General features: G+C 33.4%; 17 protein-coding genes. 4 read left to right on the top strand and 13 right to left on the bottom strand.

The features are described from left to right. Positions 1–29 precede the first annotated feature (29 nt). From frr to ylqF, 13 genes are all read right to left on the bottom strand, one after another. Entirely contained in the window at positions 30–587 is a 558-nt protein-coding gene (frr, locus tag EDD62_RS02450) for a ribosome recycling factor (protein WP_077140386.1), read from the bottom strand. Positions 588–599: 12 nt separating this feature from the next. After that, positions 600–1,322 (bottom strand): UMP kinase, encoded by a 723-nt coding sequence (gene pyrH / locus EDD62_RS02445; RefSeq protein WP_077140387.1) that lies wholly within the window; start codon positions 1,320–1,322, stop codon positions 600–602. A 69-nt stretch (positions 1,323–1,391) separates the two neighbouring features. Continuing rightward, positions 1,392–2,273: a translation elongation factor Ts gene (gene tsf, locus EDD62_RS02440; RefSeq protein ID WP_249037333.1), complete on the bottom strand. Its 882-nt coding sequence runs from the start codon at positions 2,271–2,273 to the stop codon at positions 1,392–1,394. An 83-nt stretch (positions 2,274–2,356) separates the two neighbouring features. Continuing rightward, entirely contained in the window at positions 2,357–3,136 is a 780-nt protein-coding gene (gene rpsB / locus EDD62_RS02435; protein ID WP_077140389.1) for a 30S ribosomal protein S2, read from the bottom strand. A 163-nt stretch (positions 3,137–3,299) separates the two neighbouring features. After that, positions 3,300–4,073 carry a GTP-sensing pleiotropic transcriptional regulator CodY gene (codY, locus tag EDD62_RS02430; protein WP_077140390.1) on the bottom strand — a complete coding sequence of 258 codons (774 nt, stop codon included), beginning with the start codon at positions 4,071–4,073 and terminating at the stop codon, positions 3,300–3,302. 183 nt (positions 4,074–4,256) lie between these two features. Next, positions 4,257–5,126, bottom strand: coding sequence for a tyrosine recombinase XerC (locus tag EDD62_RS02425; protein WP_123807398.1), 870 nt, complete (start codon positions 5,124–5,126; stop codon positions 4,257–4,259). Positions 5,127–5,155: 29 nt separating this feature from the next. Next, positions 5,156–6,463, bottom strand: a complete 1,308-nt coding sequence (trmFO, locus tag EDD62_RS02420) for an FADH(2)-oxidizing methylenetetrahydrofolate--tRNA-(uracil(54)-C(5))-methyltransferase TrmFO (RefSeq protein WP_123807397.1) — start codon at positions 6,461–6,463, stop codon at positions 5,156–5,158. A 75-nt stretch (positions 6,464–6,538) separates the two neighbouring features. Beyond that, positions 6,539–8,605: a type I DNA topoisomerase gene (gene topA / locus EDD62_RS02415; RefSeq protein ID WP_123807396.1), complete on the bottom strand. Its 2,067-nt coding sequence runs from the start codon at positions 8,603–8,605 to the stop codon at positions 6,539–6,541. A 128-nt stretch (positions 8,606–8,733) separates the two neighbouring features. Continuing rightward, positions 8,734–9,615, bottom strand: coding sequence for a DNA-processing protein DprA (gene dprA / locus EDD62_RS02410; protein ID WP_123807395.1), 882 nt, complete (start codon positions 9,613–9,615; stop codon positions 8,734–8,736). A gap of 410 nt (positions 9,616–10,025) precedes the next feature. Beyond that, a complete protein-coding gene (sucD, locus tag EDD62_RS02405) occupies positions 10,026–10,934 on the bottom strand; it encodes a succinate--CoA ligase subunit alpha (RefSeq protein WP_123807394.1) in 909 nt (302 codons plus the stop codon). Between the two features lie 16 nt (positions 10,935–10,950). Next, complete coding sequence (gene sucC, locus EDD62_RS02400; protein WP_123807393.1) at positions 10,951–12,114, bottom strand: ADP-forming succinate--CoA ligase subunit beta; 1,164 nt, start codon at positions 12,112–12,114, stop codon at positions 10,951–10,953. Positions 12,115–12,261: 147 nt separating this feature from the next. Further along, positions 12,262–13,023, bottom strand: a complete 762-nt coding sequence (locus tag EDD62_RS02395; RefSeq protein WP_123807392.1) for a ribonuclease HII — start codon at positions 13,021–13,023, stop codon at positions 12,262–12,264. Beyond that, entirely contained in the window at positions 13,023–13,889 is an 867-nt protein-coding gene (gene ylqF, locus EDD62_RS02390; RefSeq protein ID WP_123807391.1) for a ribosome biogenesis GTPase YlqF, read from the bottom strand. The genes EDD62_RS02395 and ylqF overlap by 1 nt, the downstream gene beginning before the upstream one ends. 122 nt (positions 13,890–14,011) lie before the next feature. On the opposite strand from ylqF, the gene EDD62_RS02385 reads away from it, so the two are divergent. Genes EDD62_RS02385 through EDD62_RS02370 form a run of 4 tightly spaced genes read left to right on the top strand, consistent with a single transcriptional unit; the run spans position 14,012 to position 20,716 of the window. Next, positions 14,012–14,932 carry a glycosyltransferase family 2 protein gene (locus EDD62_RS02385; RefSeq protein WP_123807390.1) on the top strand — a complete coding sequence of 307 codons (921 nt, stop codon included), beginning with the start codon at positions 14,012–14,014 and terminating at the stop codon, positions 14,930–14,932. Next, on the top strand, positions 14,925–15,296 hold the full coding sequence (locus EDD62_RS02380) for a GtrA family protein (protein ID WP_249037317.1): 372 nt from the start codon (positions 14,925–14,927) through the stop codon (positions 15,294–15,296). Before EDD62_RS02385 ends, EDD62_RS02380 begins: the two co-directional genes overlap by 8 nt. A gap of 16 nt (positions 15,297–15,312) precedes the next feature. Next, positions 15,313–18,042 (top strand): YfhO family protein, encoded by a 2,730-nt coding sequence (locus EDD62_RS02375; RefSeq protein ID WP_249037316.1) that lies wholly within the window; start codon positions 15,313–15,315, stop codon positions 18,040–18,042. Continuing rightward, positions 18,035–20,716, top strand: coding sequence for a YfhO family protein (locus tag EDD62_RS02370; RefSeq protein ID WP_077140401.1), 2,682 nt, complete (start codon positions 18,035–18,037; stop codon positions 20,714–20,716). The genes EDD62_RS02375 and EDD62_RS02370 overlap by 8 nt, the downstream gene beginning before the upstream one ends. Positions 20,717–20,738: the final 22 nt, after the last annotated feature.

Below are 20,738 nucleotides of genomic sequence, written 5' to 3'. Positions count from 1 at the left end.
CGAAAGTTTGTTCTTTCTTCGTAACTTAACTATACACTCATAATGTCTTTTTCTTTATCATCTGTTAATGTATCAATTTTTTTCACAAATTCATCTGTTAATTTTTGAACATCTTCAGAAAATGATCTTAAATCATCTTCAGTGATTTCAGCATCTTTTTGTAATGATTTTAATTCATCATTAGCATCACGGCGTATATTTCGAATGGCTATTTTAGCAGTTTCTGCTTCTTTCCTAGCATCCTTAACAAGCTCTTTACGACGCTCTTCTGTTAATTGAGGAACTGTAATTCGTATGACTGTTCCATCACTCGTAGGGTTAACACCTAGGTTTGCTTGATTGATAGCTTTTAGAATGTCATCCACAGAACCTTTATCATATGGTGTAACAACTAATAATCTTGCTTCTGGTACTGAAATACTTCCTAATTGTTGAACTGGCGTCGGCGCACCATAATAATCAACCGTTACGTTTTGAAGTAAGTTAGAGTTAGCTCTACCCGTTCTAATTTGAGCCAATTGAGTTTCGAAATGTTCTATAGATTGATTCATTGATGTTTTCGTTGAATTGATAACTTGTTGTGTCATATTGTTACACTCCTATTTGTTAATCGTTGTCCCGATTTCTTCACCGAGAACCGCTTTTTTAATGTTACCATCTTCCATAATTGAGAATACCACGAGCGGAATATCATTGTCCATACAAAATGATGATGCTGTAGAATCCATCACTTGTAAGTTATCTTTTAACATTTCCATATATGTTAAGTGATCATATTTCACCGCATCTTCATTAGTTTTCGGATCAGCAGAATAAACACCATCGACGTTATTTTTACCCATTAAAATCACATCAGCCTCGACTTCAGCTGCTCTTAACGCTGCTGTTGTATCCGTTGAAAAATAAGGATTACCAATACCAGCTGCAAAAATAACGACGCGACCTTTTTCTAAATGACGGATTGCACGTCTTCTAATATATGGTTCAGCAACTTGCTTCATTTCAATCGATGTCAATACTCGAGTATCACATCCTAATTGTTCTAATGAGTCTTGTAAAGCAAGAGAATTCATAACAGTTGCAAGCATGCCCATATAATCAGCCGTTCCACGGTCCATGCCTAGGTCACTACCTGTCTTACCTCGCCAAATATTTCCGCCACCGACAATGACAGCGATTTCGACGTCCAATTGTTTTGCTTCCGCAACTTGACTCGCAATATTTTTTATTATAACAGGATTGATGCCAAAACCTTCTTCACCTGCTAATGCTTCACCACTGAGCTTAAGTACGATTCTTTTATATTTAGAAGATTGTAACATTTAATTTTCCACCTTTACGATTAATTGCTATAAAAAAAGGCACTAACCTGAGCACCTTTTTGTTCGTTCTTATTTGTTCACTTGATTCATTACCTCATCAGCGAAATCATCATTACGTTTCTCTAAACCTTCTCCAACTTCAAAACGGACAAATGATGTTAATTTTCCACCTTTAGAAGATAAGAACTCAGAAATTGTTTGATCAGGATTTTTTACAAACGCTTGATCTACAGCACAAATTTCTTCTAAATATTTACGTAATCTTCCTTCAACCATCTTCTCAACAATGTTTTCCGGTTTACCTTCATTTAATGCTTGGTTTTTAAGCACTTCTCTTTCGCGAGTTAACTCTTCTTCTGAAACTTGTTCACGAGATACGAATTTAGGGTTTAATGCTGCAATATGCATTGCAACGTCTTTTGCAGCTTCGCTATCACTAGATCCTTCAACCAATGCTAATACACCAATCGAACCACCCATGTGTAGGTACTCACCGAATGCATCATTATCTGTTTTTTCAACGATTGCAAAACGACGTAAAGTTAATTTCTCACCGATTTTTGCAATTGATTCATTCATTAAATCTTCTACTGATTGACCATTAATGTCAGAAGCCATTAATGTTTCTAAATCTTGAGGTTTTGTTGCTAAAATATGATCTGCTAACTGTTCAACTAAATTTTTGAATTGATCATTACGTGCTACAAAATCAGTTTCAGAGTTAACCTCTAAAATTGTCGCTACGTTACCATTTGATTTAACGAAAGATGAACCTTCAGCAGCAATTCGATCAGACTTCTTAGCTGCTTTAGCCATACCTTTTTCACGAAGGTAATCTACCGCTTTGTCGATATCACCATCTGTTTCAGTTAAAGCTTTTTTACAATCCATCATTCCTGCACCAGTTTTTTCTCTTAATTCTTTTACTAATTTAGCTGAAATTGCCATAATGTTAGCCTCCTAGAAATTTAAATGTTTATTTTAAAAAAGGTGATAAGAAATCTTATCACCGGTATTCATATTAATAATAACTATTACGCTTCTGTTTTTTCTTCAGATGATTGCTCAGCACCCTCTTCAGACGCTTCATCTAAATCGATATTTTGCTCTGCTGCAATCTCTTGATCAGAAACACCTTTTTGTGCTTCTAATACTGCATCTGCCATTGCGCCAGTTAATAATTTAACGGCACGAATTGCATCATCATTTGCAGGAATAACGTAATCGATTTCATCTGGATCACAGTTTGTATCTACAATTCCTACAATAGGAATGTTTAATTTTTTCGCTTCTGCAATTGCGTTACGCTCTTTACGAGGGTCTACAACAAATAATGCAGCTGGCATTTCTTTCATATCACGAATACCGCCTAAGAATTTCATTAAACGATCGTATTCTTTGTTGATTTCTACAACTTCTTTTTTAGGAAGTACTTCAAATGTTCCATCAGCTTCCATTTTTTCAATTTCATCGATACGCTTAATACGCTTAGAAATTGTTTTATAGTTTGTTAGAATTCCACCTAACCATCTTTCATTAACGAAAAGTTGGCCAGAACGTTCTGCTTCAGCTTTAATTGCTTCTTGAGCTTGCTTCTTCGTTCCAACAAATAAAATTTTACCGCCTTCTTCAGCTGTTTGTTTAACGAAGTTATATGCTTCATCAACCTTTTTAACTGTTTTTTGTAGGTCAATAATATAAATTCCGTTACGCTCAGTGAAGATATACTTCTTCATTTTAGGGTTCCAACGACGTGTTTGATGTCCAAAATGAACACCTGCTTCTAACAATTGTTTCATTGATATAACTGCCATAATTATTTCCTCCTTGGTTTTTACCTCCATAATTATATATAAACAAGACCTTTCGGCACCTTTGTTTAATGGTCTATAATCATGTGTGTATTTTTTGGCTATTGGCACATAACCTTAATTAATATATCACAATATTTCTTTTAATTCAATAGCGTTTATTAAATTATTGTTCTTCATTTAACGCAGTTAAGAAGCCCTCTTTCTTAACTTTAATGAACGTTCCTTTCATTCCTAATGAACGTGATTCAATGACACCCGCACTTTCTAATTTTCTTAATGCATTGACAATAACCGATCTTGTAATACCAACACGATCTGCTACTTTTGATGCAACTAATAATCCCTCAGTACTACCTAACTCCTCAAAAATATGTTCAATCGCTTCTTTTTCAGAATAACTTAACGAATTAATCGCCATTTGAATTGCCGCTTTATCACGAGCAGATTTCTCAACAAGCTTAGATTTTTCACGTAAAATTTCCATACCGACAACTGTTGCAGCGTATTCTGCTAATACTAAGTCATCATCGTTAAAATCTTGTGTGACGCGACCGATGACTAATGTACCAAGTCTAGTTCCGCCACCTTTAATTGGTATAATACACGTTGAAGATTCATTGAATAGTTCAACACTCTCAGTTGGAAATGCTGTGAGTTCATTATCAAATGGAATATTTTCAATAGTTTTATTCGCATTAAGTAAACCATTATTATACTCTTCAGGAAATTGTCTATTTTCAAGCATTTCAGTTATACGGCCATTATCAATATTTTGATTTACACCATAACCTAATATTTTTCCTCGACGACTTACAATAAAGACATTAGAAATCATAACACGACTTAAATCATCACTCATTTTCTTAAAATCTACAGTCGTTTCATCACTGTTTTGTATTCGAGCACTAATTTCTCTAATTTTACCTAATAAGTTCATTTAAAATTCCCCCAATGATTAACATTTAAATGTTCGTATAAAAATTTTTTTGAATCAAATCTTGTCCAACAACATTGTAATACAATTCTGATAAATTTTCATAGAATTATACTTAATTTATAACTTAATTTATGAATTGTAATTCTTTTGTCACAAAGTTGAATTTATTTCAATATAAAATGATTACTGTCTAGGGTGATACTTCATATACGTTTCTTTTAATTTTTCTTTCGTGACATGTGTATATATGCCTGTTGTAGATAAATTGACATGCCCTAGTAATGTTTGTACTGTTCGCATGTCTGCACCTTGATTAAGCAAATGGGTCGCAAATGTATGCCTAATTTTATGTGGGTGAATTTCATAGACCCCAACAGCTCTCTCAACAATTCTATTGAGAATATATCGAAGTCCTCTTGGTGTAAGTGGTTCGCCCCTATAATTCAAAAATAAAATTGATTCTGTTATATGGCTTCGAACATCAATATATGTCTTGATTGCTTCAATCGCATATTCTCCGATTGGAATTATTCGTTCTTTATTCCCTTTACCTGTCACCTTAATATAACCGATATCTAAATGAACATCTTCAATTTTTAATGAAGTAAGCTCACTCACTCGAAGACCAGTCGCATACATCACTTCTAAAATCGCTAGATCTCTTTCATAGAATCGATGAGACGGTTCAAGCGAATTAAATATTGAAGCCATTTCTTCATCATAGAAAAAAGTCGGTAACTTCTTAGTCTTTTTTGGGTGTACGAGTTGATTAAAGGGATTATCATCTAATATCGATCGGTTTATTAAAAAATTATAAAAACTTCTATAGCATGATATCATCCGCGATACCGTTAAACGACTATAATTTGAATCGTACAATTCATTCATTAACGCTCGAGTATTTACATATTTCATACTATCTAATGTTAAATGTTCAGATGTCATGAACTGTTCTAAAGCTATTAAATCTTTTGTATATGCATTTACAGTCTCTATTGAATACCCTCGTTCATATTGAATATAATCCAAAAATTCCTCAATGTGTTGGTCCATTGTTTTCACCCAATTTTATGTTTAATATATTAAAGTTCAGTATTAATGAATGATTGAAGTGAATCAAGTGCTCTATTTGCTAATATACCATAACGTTCTTGTTTATTTTTTATTCTTTCTTCTAAGCTTGGCACTAACCCAAAGTTTGCATTCATCGGTTGAAAGTTCTTTTGATCTGCATGTGTGACATAATATGCCATCGCACCAATCATAGTTTCTCTAGGGAATTGAATCATCTTTTCTTCATTCACTTTCTTCGCCATATTGATTCCAGCAATGAGGCCGCTCGCTGCGCTTTCAACATAACCTTCTACGCCCGTCATTTGACCTGCAGCAAATAAGTGTTCGTGAGATTTAAATTGATAAAATTGATTGAGTGCATTTGGTGAATTGATAAACGTGTTTCTATGCATAACACCATATCTAACGATATCTACATTTTCAAGACCAGGTATCATTTGTAAAATACGCTTTTGCTCACCCCATTTTAAGTGCGTTTGGAATCCAACAATATTATAAAGTGTCCCCGCAGCATCATCTTGGCGTAATTGAACAACTGCATAGGGTCTTTTATCAGTATCAGGATGTTCCAAGCCAACAGGCTTCATTGGTCCAAATGTCAATGTTTTAGGACCTCTTCGTGCAAGTTCTTCGAATGGCATGCACCCTTCGAAGTATATCTCTTTCTCGAACTCTTTAAGGGGTACGACCTCAGCTTCAATCAATGCATTATAAAATTGATCAAATTCCTCTTTCGTCATCGGGCAATTTAGGTAGGCTGCCTCACCTTTATCATAACGACTCTTTAAATAAGCGATATCCATATTAATGCTATCACGTTCAACGATTGGTGCTGCAGCGTCATAGAAATATAAATGTTCTTCGCCTGTCAGCTTTTTAATTTCATCACTTAGTGCATCACTTGTCAGTGGTCCAGTCGCGATAATCGTCGGTTCATCACCAATTTGTCTATATTCATCATTTACGACTTCTATTCGTTCATGATTTCGAATCGTTTCCGTTACTATTCTGCTAAAGTCATGACGATCGACAGCTAAAGCTCCACCAGCTGGCACTTGCGCTTCATCAGCCGCTTTAATAATTAATGAATCTAACTGTCTCATTTCTTCTTTTAGAACACCGACTGCATTTTGCAAACTATTTCCTCTTAAAGAATTCGAACAAACGAGTTCAGCAAACTTATCCGTATGATGCGCTTTCGTTTGTTTTTTTGGACGCATTTCATATAGTCTAACGTTGACACCTCGTTGTGCTAATTGATATGCTGCTTCACTTCCAGCGAGCCCCGCACCTATAACATTTACATGTTGTACCATTATATTCTCTCCTATCTATTCGCTTTAATTAAATCGTATTAATCCATAAATAAAAAGATGAGTAAACACTCATCTTTAATCTTGTTCTTCTTTGTAATCACAATTAACGCATTGTACTTGTGACTTTTTACCTTTCTTTTTCAAAACTAAGTATTCACTACATTTAGGGCAGTCTCTTCCTATTGGCTTATCCCATGTAATAAAGTCACAATCTGGATACTGATCACATCCATAGAATAATCTATTTTTCTTTGATTTCCTTTCAACGACTTCACCTTTTTGACATTTTGGACATTTGACGCCGATAGTTTTTACGATTGGTTTAGTATTTCTACAATCAGGAAAATTCGAACATGCCATAAACTTACCATAGCGCCCCATTTTTATGACCATTTCAGAACCACATTTTTCACAATCTTCACCTGCGGGTTCGTCTTTAATCTCGATTTTTTCCATTTCCAACTCAGCTTTGTCTACATGTTGCTTAAATTCTTCATAGAAATCTTTTAATACAACTTGCCACTTCACATTCCCTTCAGCAATTTGGTCTAATTGTTTCTCCATCTCAGCAGTAAATCCAATATCTATGATTTCAGGGAAATATTGCGCAACCGATTCATGAACGATTTCACCAAGTTCTGTAGGGTGGAATTTCTTTTGATCAAGCTTTGTATAATATCGCTTTTGAATCGTATCGAGTGTCGGAGCATAGGTAGACGGTCTACCAATCCCTTGCTCTTCCATTTCCTTAACGAGCCTAGCTTCTGTATATCTAGGTGGCGGTTGAGTGAAATGTTGTGCTTCTTCAAGAGATTGTTTCTTAACCATCTCTCCTTCTTCAATAATAGGTAATTTACGATGTTCTTCCTCTTTATCATCAGTAGATTCTTCATAAATCTTCAAGAATCCATCGAACTTTAATGTTTGACCATTTGCACGGAATTTCACGTCATCTTGTACGACATCCATCCGTACAGTATCAAAAATTGCATTAGACATTAATGACGCAACGGTTCTTAACCATATCAAACGATACAATTTATATTGATCTTTAGATAAATATGATTTCACTTGTTCAGGTGTTCGTAAAATACTCGTCGGACGAATCGCTTCATGTGCATCTTGAGCGTTACTACTTTTACTTTCCCTTACATTACCTACGTATTGTTTACCATATTCATCATTGATGTAATTACGAGCTTCATTAACAGCTACATCACTTAATCGTGTTGAATCAGTTCTCATATAACTAATTAAACCGACAATACCACCGTGTTTTTTTAGATCAATTCCTTCATATAATTGTTGAGCAACCATCATCGTTTTACGTGCTTTATAGTTTAAACTACGTGCGGCATCTTGTTGCAGAGATGACGTTGTAAATGGCAGTGCAGGTTTGCGTTGTTTTTCTTTCTTGACAATATTTTGTACGACATAATCATCTGTAGACAATGCTTGTCTAATAAAGTCAACATCGTCTTTCGTCTTTAATTTATACGGTTTATCTTTATAATGAAGAAACTTTGCTTTAAACGTTGACTTCTTATATCTAAACGTCCCATCTAACGTCCAATACTCTTCAGGAGTAAAGTTACGAATCTCATTCTCTCGATCAATGATTAATCGAAGTGCAACAGACTGTACACGCCCTGCAGATAAACCTTTCTTTACTTTCTTCCAAAGCACAGGTGATATATTGTATCCTACGACACGATCTAAAATACGACGTGCTTGTTGAGCATCTACTAAATCTTGGTTGATTTCACGAGATTCTTTAAAGCTTTCCTTCACTTTATCCTTTGTAATTTCATTAAAGACCACGCGCTTTAACGGCTTATCCATATCTTTAAACACATAAGCCAAATGCCACGCAATCGCCTCACCCTCACGATCCGGGTCACTCGCAAGGAAAATCTTCTTACTCTTCTTCGCTTCTTTTTTCAAATCTTGAATTAAAGGACCTTTACCACGAATCGTAATATACTTCGGTTCAAAATCATTCTCAAAATCAACACCCATCTGACTCCGAGGCAAATCTCTCACATGTCCCATCGACGCCACAACTTTGTAACGCTTCCCAAGATACTTCTCTATCGTCTTCGCCTTCGCCGGCGATTCTACAATAACCAAATTATCAGCCAAAGTGCATGCTCCTTTCCATACAAACCATTGATACACTGCACGTACTTATGTTCAAGTGTAAATATTATTGCATGGTATGGCGTTTGTCAACTGGTTGGATGGAAAATAAAGATTAATAAATATGAGGACTAGACTAAATGATAATAAGAAAGTATATCTGAAGCACTAAGTATAGGATATGCACCCTCTTGTATTTTCAAATTATTTCCACTGAATGTTTCATCTAAAATAGAACCTGGAACACAAAATGCATCTCTATTTTGATCTAATGCACAATCTAAAGTAATTAGGCTACCACTTTTTTCTTTAGCTTGTATTATTACGACACCTCTGGACAGACCACTAATAATCCTATTCCTCATCGGGTACATCCACTTTTTAGGTGCTACCATTGGAGGATATTCACTAACAACTAAATGATTACTTTCTAATTGTTTTCGTATCGACATTGTACATTTAGGATAATGATATTGATGCCCTCCAGCGATGACAGCAATTGTTTTGCCATTTAACTCGTCAACATGACCATGTGTAATTGAATCGATACCTTTTGCAAGACCAGACACTATAATAAAATTCTCCATTAATGATTCATCTACAATTCTTTTTACAATTTGTTCACTCATGTCTGTTACACTTCGCGTTCCGACAATTGCTAACTTAGCTATAGATTCATGCAAATATTCAACTTTTCCTTTTGTATAAAGCATAAATGGTGGATCATAAATATTTTTTAAATCTATTGGATAAGTTTTATGATAATAACATATAGGAGTAATATCGATTGATTTATAATGAGCTACTAAGTCTATATCCATTAGCTCTTTAAATTGTTCCTTAATTTTATATATTGGCCTTTGACTATTAGAATTAAGTAATAATTTTTTACAGATTACATCATCGTTTAGTATATGGATGAAATCATTTTGATCTTTTAATTCTATCGAATAACAATATCGTTTAAACTTTAACGGTAACTGTAACAAATCAAAAGATAATTCAAACTGCATTGATTCACCTCTATTAATATAAATGTATCTATATTATAGATGGTTAATACTACAAATCGATTACATATCAGTAAATGTTTATGTTATATAAAATACAAAATGCAACAAATTACTAGATTTTACTTTAATTAATTAATTTTAGTCATATATAATTAATAGTATGTAATTTATTATATTAATAAATTATTTTTGCAATTTATATAGTTATATATTTTTACTCAGATATGGAGCACTACTTGTAAACAGAGTAAATTGCAAATACTTTGATTACCACGCTCATTCCGACAAAAATCTACTCCGTATTCAGAGTAAATCTCAAATACTCTGGTGACCATACTCATTCCAAATATTAACACAACAAAAAAACCTAACCTGCATTACGTAGGTTAGGCTTCCTCAACACTATATTCTTATTTAACCGTCAAACACTTCTCATATAAACCATCTTCTTGCTTAATACGATTAATCAACGTCTCACCAATCTCAGATGGTGTTGGTGCTGTTTCAATACCACAATCATTCATCGTCTTGATCTTCTCTTCAGCAGTCCCTTTACCACCAGAAATAATCGCACCAGCATGACCCATACGCTTACCAGGAGGTGCTGTTTGACCACCGATAAATCCAACAACAGGCTTCGTCATGTTCGCTTTAACCCATTCAGCCGCTTCTTCTTCAGCTGTTCCTCCGATTTCACCAATCATGACTACTGCTTCTGTTTCAGGATCTTCATTGAATGCTTTTAATACGTCGATGAAGTTTGTTCCGTTTACTGGGTCTCCACCAATTCCGACAGCAGTTGTTTGACCAATACCTGCTTGTGTTAATTGATGAACTGCTTCATATGTTAACGTACCAGAACGGCTCACAACGCCAACGTGACCTTTCTTATGAATGTATCCTGGCATAATTCCAATTTTACACTCGTCCGCTGTAATCACACCTGGGCAGTTTGGTCCTACTAAACGTGTCTTCTTACCTTCCATATATCGTTTCACTTTCACCATATCTAACACTGGAATATGTTCAGTGATACAGATGACTAAATCTAATTCAGCATCTACTGCCTCAACAATTGAATCTGCTGCAAATGGTGCTGGTACATATACGACAGATACCGTTGCTCCTGTTGCTTCTTTCGCTTCTTCAACTGTGTTGAATACTGGAATGCCTTCTACTTCTTGTCCTTTTTTACCAGGTGTTACACCGGCAACAATCTTTGTACCGTATTCTAGCATTTGCTTCGTATGGAACGTTGCTGTTCCGCCTGTAATACCTTGAACCATTACTTTAGTATTTTTATCGATAAATACACTCACGTTTCATGCCCCTCTCTTATTGTTTTACTAATTCTACAATTTTGTTAGCGCCTTCAGCCATTGTATCTGCTGAAGTAATTTCTAACCCAGAAGTTTGTAAAATTTCTTTACCTTCTTTAACGTTCGTTCCTTCTAAACGCACAACTAATGGAATATCTAATTCTACTTGCTTCGCTGCTTCAACAACACCATTTGCTATAACGTCACACTTCATAATACCACCGAAGATATTGACGAAGATTCCTTTAACCGCATCATCACCTAATATGATCTTAAATGCTTCTGTTACTTTCTCAGTTGTTGCGCCGCCTCCTACGTCTAAGAAGTTCGCTGGTTCTCCACCGAAGTGCTTGATTGTATCCATTGTTGCCATGGCAAGTCCTGCACCGTTAACCATACAACCAATATTTCCGTCTAAAGCAATATACGATAAGTCATACTTAGATGCTTCGATTTCTTTTGGATCTTCTTCATCTAAATCACGATATTCAACGACATCTTTATGTTTAAACAATGCATTATCATCGAAATTAATTTTTGAGTCAAGTGCTAATACATTACCGTCACCTGTTGTAACTAATGGGTTAATTTCAACGATTGAACAATCTTTCTCAATGAAGACTTCGTATAATGACATCATTAATTTTGCCGCTTTATTAATTGATTCTTTAGGAATATTAATGTTAAATGCCAAACGACGTGCTTGGAAAGGCATTAATCCTGTTGTTGGATCGATGACTTCTTTAAAGATTTTTTCAGGAGTTTTCTCAGCAACTTCTTCAATCTCAGTTCCACCTTCTTCAGAACCCATCAATACGACACGGTCTGTTGCACGGTCAACAACAAAACTTAAGTAGTATTCATTTTGAATGTCGCATCCTTCTTCAATGTAAAGTCGCTTAACTTCTTTACCTTCAGGACCTGTTTGGTGTGTTACCAAAACTTTTCCTAGTAATTCTTCAGCATATGCTTTCACTTCATCAAGTGACTTAGCAATTTTAACGCCGCCAGCTTTACCGCGACCACCTGCATGGATTTGTGCTTTAACTACGTATACTTCTGAGTCTAATGATTTCGCTGCTTCAACAGCTTCATCAGCAGTGAATGCTACTTTACCGTTCGGTACCGCAACACCCATGGAACGAAAAATCTCTTTACCTTGATACTCATGGATATTCATGAATCATCCTCCTAAATCGAATTAATTTCTGTTGCATTATAATTATAAAAAAGATGTGCATAGATGTAAACTAAATAGGCGTTGTTTTCACTATCATTTAGGGATTTAAAGCGCTTTTATAGGCTATATTTGTAATCGCTTTCCAAATTATCCTTCAATCAACCCTTTAATCGGTTGAAATGATTTACGATGAATCGGTGAGATCCCGAGAGCATTCACTTGTTCAATATGATACTTCGTCGGGTAGCCTACATGTTGACTAAAACCATAACCAGGATATTTTTCATCATATTCTTTCATCAATTCATCACGATGTACTTTTGCAAGAATTGATGCACAACCAATGACAAAACTCTTGTCGTCTCCTTTAGTAATTGAATATTGTTCAATAGGATGTTCTAATGTCATAGCGTCTATTAATGCAATATCAACTGTCGTATCTATTTGCTCTAAAGCAATCTTCATAGCATACCTTGACGCTTCATAAATATTCATCTCATCAATTAAATCATTAGAAACGACGCCATACGCATAACTTGTAGAATGTTCTTTAATCAATTGATTTAATTCTAAAAGCTTATTTGTACTGAGTTGTTTAGAGTCCCTCACCTCTATTAAAGATTCATGTGGCGAAATGACAACTGCACATGTAACAACAGGTCCTGCAATTGGTCCACGTCCAACCTCATCAATACCAACAATACTTCGATTGTTATGTTTAATATAGTGGTTGTCGAATTGTACTTTTTCTTCAAATGCTTCACGCAATCGTTCGAATTGCTCTATTTGCTTCAGCCGTTTTTTGATCAGTTTTTGAGCACCAACTCGACGATCTTCTATAAATTCACTGTTGACTATTTCATCCTTAGACATTGTACTTAACTGTTCCTTTAAATCAGCTAACCTCATTAATTGTCACTCAATTCATCATTTGGCAATTCTAAAGTTATTGGTCCGAATTTTTTGTTCCTTACATCACGAATAATCGTTTCAATGACAAGTTCATAATTAATCTCGTTACCTTTCATCTTCATCCCGCGCTTAATACCAATCTGATCAAAATAATCAATCACTTCGCCGTCACGATCAAAATCTATTTTATAATGTTCACATAACGTTTCATATTTATGTTCAATTAAATAATTCAAAGCAAATATTGCGACTTCATCTAAGTGAATGATATCATCTTTTATCGCACCCGTTAAACTTAGCTTCAAACCAATGTCTTCACGTTCAAATTTTGGCCATAATATCCCCGGTGTATCTAATAATTGAAGTGATTTCCCAACATTAATCCATTGTTGAGCTTTTGTCACACCTGGTTTATTTCCTGTTTTCGCTGCACCTTTTTTTGCTAATGTGTTAATGACAGTCGATTTGCCCACATTCGGGATTCCTAAAATCAATGCTCTAATCGTTTCTTTATGTATTCCTTTTTTTTCATTTCGTTCGAAAATATTTGTAGTTGCACGTTTAGCAGCTTGCTCAATGGCTGATGTAATTTGTGAATGGATGGAATCGATTTCTATTGCGATAATACCTTGTGATTCATAATGACGAATCCATTGTTTCGTTTTGTCTCGCTCCGCTAAATCACTTTTATTTAAAATTAATACTTTTGGTTTATGTTTTATAATATCTTCCATCATCGGGTTTCTTGAAGATTCTGGAATTCTAGCATCAACAATCTCAAAGACAACATCAACTTTTTTTAACTGTTCACTCACTTCACGACGCGCTTTCGCCATATGTCCAGGGAACCATTGAATGACCATTTAAACTCACCTCAATTTAATAATGATATTATTGTATCATCTATTTGTTATCATATGTATTGTAAAGTATAATTCCAATGTATAACTAAATTCATGCATTATTCAACATATAAGGAGTCACTATGCTTATTTCAATTGTCATACCAGTGTTTAATGAAAGCAAAAACTTAAAACCATTATATAACCAATTAAAAGATAACTTATCGAATTATGAATTAGATATTATCTTTATTAACGATGGTTCAAAAGATCAATCTTTAGATACACTTAAAGCATTGTGTCAAGACAATCCAATATGTCGTTACTATTCATTCTCAAAAAATTTTGGTAAAGAAGCAGCGATGTTAGCTGGCTTAAAAGCAGTTCAAGGTGATGTCTGTATCATAATGGATGCTGATTTACAACACCCTGTCGAAATGATTCATGAGATGATAGAATTTTATCACAAAGGCTATGATCAAGTCGTTGCCAAAAGAGATCGTCAAGGAGAAAGTATTATCCGATCTATCCCAACTAAATTATTTTATTATTTAATGAACGTTACTGGTGATATCAACTTGACCGATGGTGAAGGTGATTTCAGGCTCATAAGTAAACCAGTCGTCAAATCAATTATTTCTTTAAGTGAGTATAATCGTTTTTCAAAAGGGATATTTGAATGGGTGGGTTATCGAAAAAAATCCATACCAATGCGTAATGTTGAACGAAACGAAGGTCAAAGTAGCTTTTCATTATTTAAATTAATTGATTATGCTATCGATGGTATTGCTTCATATAATAATAAACCACTTAGAATTTGTTTCTATCTCGGTAGTTTTATTATGTGTTTATCCATTATTTATATAATCATCGCTTTAATACAAACTTTAATTCATGGCATTGATACACCAGGTTATTTTACTTTATTAGCTAGTATTTTGTTATTAGGTGGTATTCAGTTATTTTGCCTTGGTGTGATCGGAGAATATATTGGTCGAATTTATTATGAAACAAAAAAAAGACCGCATTATATCATTCAAGAATCGAGTGATGATAATGATTAATACGCCATTCACTCGTTTTTTAGTCATTGGCTTATTAAATACGTTAGTTTACTATAGTGTGTATTTACTTTTAAATTTGTTTTTACCTTATCTTGCAAGTCATATTTTAGGCTTCTTAGTTGCTTTTATATTTTCATTTTTTATGAATTGTTATGTAGTATACAAAGTTAAACCAACCTGGGGAAAATTATTTAAGTTTCCACTGACCCAAGTGTTTAATATGGGGATGCAAACGCTGTTGCTCTATTTCCTTGTTGAATATTTCACTGTTGATTCCAAGATAGCGCCCCTACCCGCATTGATTATTACCGTACCTTTTACATACATTATTACGAAATGGATACTTACGGATAAATATAAATAATAGCGAGGTTACAATTATGAATCAGTATAAAACACATTTATTAGAAATGATGAACAACTGTATTATTCACATTAAAACACATTACCTTCAATATATTATATATAGTATTGTCGCATTAGTCCTTGCGACGATTTCTCATAGTTATGTTTTATATCGTGTACTGACTGGAGAAACACTTCAAGAAAAAATTATTTTCACAGGTCCAAATGATGGATTAGAACAGATGTTACCAATTCAACTTTTTTTATATGAAAAGTTTTCGAATGGTCATTTTTTCTATGCAACAGATTTTGGTCTCGGAGGCGATTTTTACACCGATTTAGGATATTATTATTCAACAAGTATTGTTTTTTTATTTAATGTTATCGTTGTAAAGATTCTCCATCTATTATCGATTGTCGATCCTACTGAACTTAATTTTTGGGTTTATAATGCTTACTTTATTTCAATCGTTAAATCAGCTGCCGCAATACTCGTCACGTATAAGCTTGCACGATATATACATATTAATAGATTTGCAAGTTTTTTAGGTGGATTTTTATTTGTTTGTTCACCGATATACTTTCGATTCACTGTGTTCTGGAGCTTTTTTAGTGATGTATTCATTTGGCTTCCATTACTTATTTTAGGGATTGAAAAGTTATGCCGAGAAAAAAAGCCTACAATTTTAATAATCGCTGTTGCAATATCATTTATTAACAACTTCTATTTTGCGTATTATCAAACATTAATTGGTGCAATATATTTCTTATTTAGATTTATTTATATTTACAAAGAAGATTCATTGAACAGAATTCAAAAGTTTATATATAGTTTTATCTCAATAATCATCGGAGTTGCGATATCATGCGTTGCATTTTTCCATAGTGCTCGAGGATTTCTTGGTAATGAACGAGAAGAATATAAAGAGGAAATGCCTCTATTCTCCCCGTTTGATGAAAACGCTAATATCTTTTATGATAATTATTTAGTCGTTGTATTATTTATAGCAATCCAAGCAATATTTACGTTTAAATTATATAAAAATTATTATTTTAGACTCTTTGCATCATTTACCATCGTATTAATGTTACTGAGTATAATTCCGTGGACTGATAAAGTATTCAATGGATTTTCTGCACCACAAAAACGTTGGCATTATATTCTTACATTTACATCGAGTATGCTGATTGGTTACTATGTAACTTTGTTCAAATCAATCAACTTAAAAACATATTTAATGACACTTGTACCACCTATTATATTATTGTCACTAAGTAAAGTTTTTTACTCCATGTCGCATCCAGATCGAAATATCGTATGGTTATACGTTGTGCCTGTGATTATGGTGATTGGTGCTCTTATTATCATCATTAGAAATAAAGATCAATATGGTATATCACCGTGGCCAAATTATTTAACGAAAATTTACATTGTATTCATCGCTATTCTTACGTTAATGACAAGTGCTGTCCATACGAATTATCAAATATTCCATCCAGGTATCACAGATCGTGGACACTTATATTATTTAGATACTAACCAATATAATTCTGAACTCCAACAACATTATGTAGATCAAGTTTCTAACTTAATGCGTGATGAAGATCGATTAGATTGGCGTGTCGATGAGCAAGATAATACGCCAATGTACCAAAACTTTAAAGGATTTAGTCTATACTCATCTATCTTTGATGGTCATATCATTGATTTCTACTATAATGACTTAAAAATTAACTTAAAACATGAAAGCATTAGTCGCTACTCTAGATTGCAATCTAGAGCAAATCTCCATGCTCTATTTGGTGTAAATTATGTCATGAGACGTGCAAATGAAGGTGAAGTGCCATATGGTTTTAAAGAAATTCTTGGAGATGACAAATATAAAGTGTATGAGAACACAAATAAAATGCCTTTCGTTCGTGTCACGGATAAAATTTATAATGAAGATCAATTGAAGACCCCGATTGATCGAGAACATGCCATGATCCAAGGTATAGTGTCAAATGAACTCAAATCTAATTCACAAATTGACCCAGCAAAAAATCTTTTAACCAAATTGAATCCACAAATAAGTAATGGACAACAAAATGCTGACGGAACGATTCAAATTCATGCAGGCAGTGGCGGCTATACCATCCCTGTACCAAAAGATATACAGTCAAAATATAAAGACTTGTATGTTGAACTGAAAGTTGAGTTAATTGAACCCATTTCAAGATATCAAATTAACGTCAACGGTTATTCAAATGATCGATTGTTCCAAACGAGTAAATATAGAACGCATCAAGATAACTTAATGTATAGAATTCCTATGCAAGAAAATATATTAATAGGTTTATCTCCTGGTAAATACAACGTTGAATTACAAGGTGTTTACGGTGAAGATTATAAAGCTTTAACTGAATTTAAAGATGATATCCAATATACGTATAAAGATTCTATAGATCATCAAGAAATTACAATCGACAATCACAATGGAGGTTATGCAGTATTCCCGCTTGCTTATCGTGATGGTATGAACGTTAAAGTAGATGGTAAATCAGTTGAGCCACATCGAGTCAATTATCTAATGACAGCTGTTAAGGTCGATGAAAATAGCAAAAAAATTGAAATTTCATTTAAACCACCATACTTTTATTTAACATTATTGATTTCATTCATCGGAATCGTTGCATCAATTTTATTTATCCTTTGGATGAGGATCAATAAAAACAAAATAGCAAAAAGGACTTTGAATAAGGAGGATGAACTCAACAATGGGTAACATTATAAATAAAATCCAATTCATATGGTTGTCATTTATTAACCATTTACTAAAATATAAAACTCCTTATATAGTACTCTTTTTGTTCTCTGTAATTTGCCATAGCTATTATGGTTATGAATTGTTCGTACACGGAACACTCTTTACAGGTAAAGGTGATGGAATCAGTCAAATGATTCCATTCCAACTCTTTTTATATGAAAAATTCTCAAACTTTTCGATGTTTTACGCTCAAGACTTTGGAATTGGTGGAGATTATTTTTCAGATCTAGCCTACTACTATTCAACGAATTTAATATTTTATTTAAATTGTATCATTGTGTTTATTTTAGATATCTTTTTGCCTCTACCCGTAGATCGTCCAGAATTTTGGTTATATAATGCATGGTTTATTTCAGTCATTAAATTAACAATTATTTTCTTTATCACCTATCATTATGCCAAACTATGGACGAATAAAAATCATATCGCTTACGTATTCAGTATTTTGTATGGGTTTTCAAGTGTTTATTTCTTATTTACATTTACATGGTCATTTTTTAGTGACGTCATGATTTATTTACCATTGACACTACTCGGATTAGAAAGAATTCTACGATATAAGAAACCTGGGCTTTTTATCATTGCAATTGCAGCAACATTGTTTAATAATTTTTATTTTGCCTATTATGAATTTGTCATCGTATTGCTTTATTTCTTATTTAGATTAATATTTAAATATAAAGACGATATTGCATCGAGAGGTCAATATTTCATTCAAAGTGTAATCGGAGCTATCATCGGCCTATTTATATCATCGATGGGATTCCTTGCTGGTGTGACTTCATTTCTTGATAATGGTCGTGGTGATGTCGATGTTGAATTGAAATTATTAGTGCCTTTAATGGTCCATTATAATATTTTTTACGATGGTCATTATTTAATTCTATTTTTCTTAGTGATACCTGCTTTATTTAGTTTCAAATTATATCGCCATTTCGCTTACAAAATGTTTGCGATCTTTACTATTTTATTTTTAGTCTTATCACTTAGTGAATATACCGATAGTTTCTTTAATGGGTTTTCTGCTGTACAGAGACGTTGGGTATATATCCTTGCATTCTTTGCAGCAGGTTTGATAGCACAATGGATATATCGAATGAGAGAATTAAATTTAAGCCAATTCATCCATTCAATGATTCCTGTATTCATCATATACCCTATTGCATTTATCGAACATGACAAGATATTAATTTGGACCATTTCAATTCCAATGCTCTTTATTCTTGGTCTATTTATCATTAAAAATGAACATATCCATTTAAAATGGTATTCATACATTACGATTATCTCTAGTATTGTCATGATATACGGTTATTATCAGATTCAAATTAAATCTTTACATCCAGTCGAAGAACGCAATATCGCACATATCCAAAGCGAAAAATATAATAGTGACTATCAAAATAAAATAATAGAAAATATTAAAGATAATATTAAGCCACATGAACGTATTAATTGGCTGACTTATTTAACGCATAACACACCAATGTATCAGCATTTTAATGGAATAAGCTTATATTCTAGTATCTTCCATAAAGATATTTTGAGATTTTATGATGAATTGATGGTTTCTATGGGAACAAACAGCCACAGTATATACTATGGGCTAGCAAATCGTACAAACCTTTATTCATTAATGAATGTAGCTTATTCTGTTGAAAAAGGAGATAAATTCCCAACACATTTTGAACTTGATAAATCTGTCATTCCTAACAATATAAATACGAATGAACCCCTTAACCCCGTTAAGAATACAAAGTTATTACCTTATGTTAGAACAACAGATAATATTTATTCAAAAGATAGTTTACAATTTGCACTTGATAAGGAGCATGCAATGCTTAATGGAATTGTAGCAAGTGAACAAGGAGAGCCTTTCAATTCACTTAATCAGAACTTATTAAGTTCAGCCACATTACAATATAACAATTCTAAGATGACTGAAGAAGGTTTACTCCATGTAACAAAAGATGATGGTGGTATCATATTAAATTTACCGAAAGGTACGATGGAAAAATATGATGATATGTATGTTACATTCTATGGTAAACTGACTGATAATGAAACAAATTATCATCATTATTGGGTCAATGAAAACTATGAAACTAGAAAACCTTTAAATGATGATTATCGAAGAGAGTTAGGAGATCGTGTCATCTCTGCAAAAGCAAATGATCAAATATCAATTCGAATGAAAGCAGGGAAATATCATTTCAAAGTAAAAGGGATTCATGGTGAAGATTATAGACAATTAGATCAAGCGATATCAAAATCTGAAGATCATAAAGTAAACTTAAACAGTCGAAACATAACAATCAATCTAAACAACCCTAAAGGCAAATATGCAGTCATGCCATTACCTTATCGCGATGGAATGAAAGCAAAAGTCGATGGAGAAACAAAAAAAATTATTGATGCAAACTACCACTCAGCGATTGCTATCCCGATTGACAATGATTCAAAAGAGATTATAATCACTTACAAACCACCGTATTGGATCATTGGAATCATCGGAACCATTTTAGGGATAATTGGATTTATTGGATACTTATTATTAATTAATAAAAATAAAATAAAACATAGAAATGAACAAAATCTATTTAGAAAGTTCAAAAACAAGAAACGTCAATAAAGATCTAAACATCATAACGTCT

The sequence above is a fragment of the Abyssicoccus albus genome, assembly GCF_003815035.1.
Lineage (GTDB): Bacteria > Bacillota > Bacilli > Staphylococcales > Abyssicoccaceae > Abyssicoccus > Abyssicoccus albus.
Note: the sequence above shows the minus strand (reverse complement) of the source record. Positions and strands in the feature narration are given on the sequence as shown.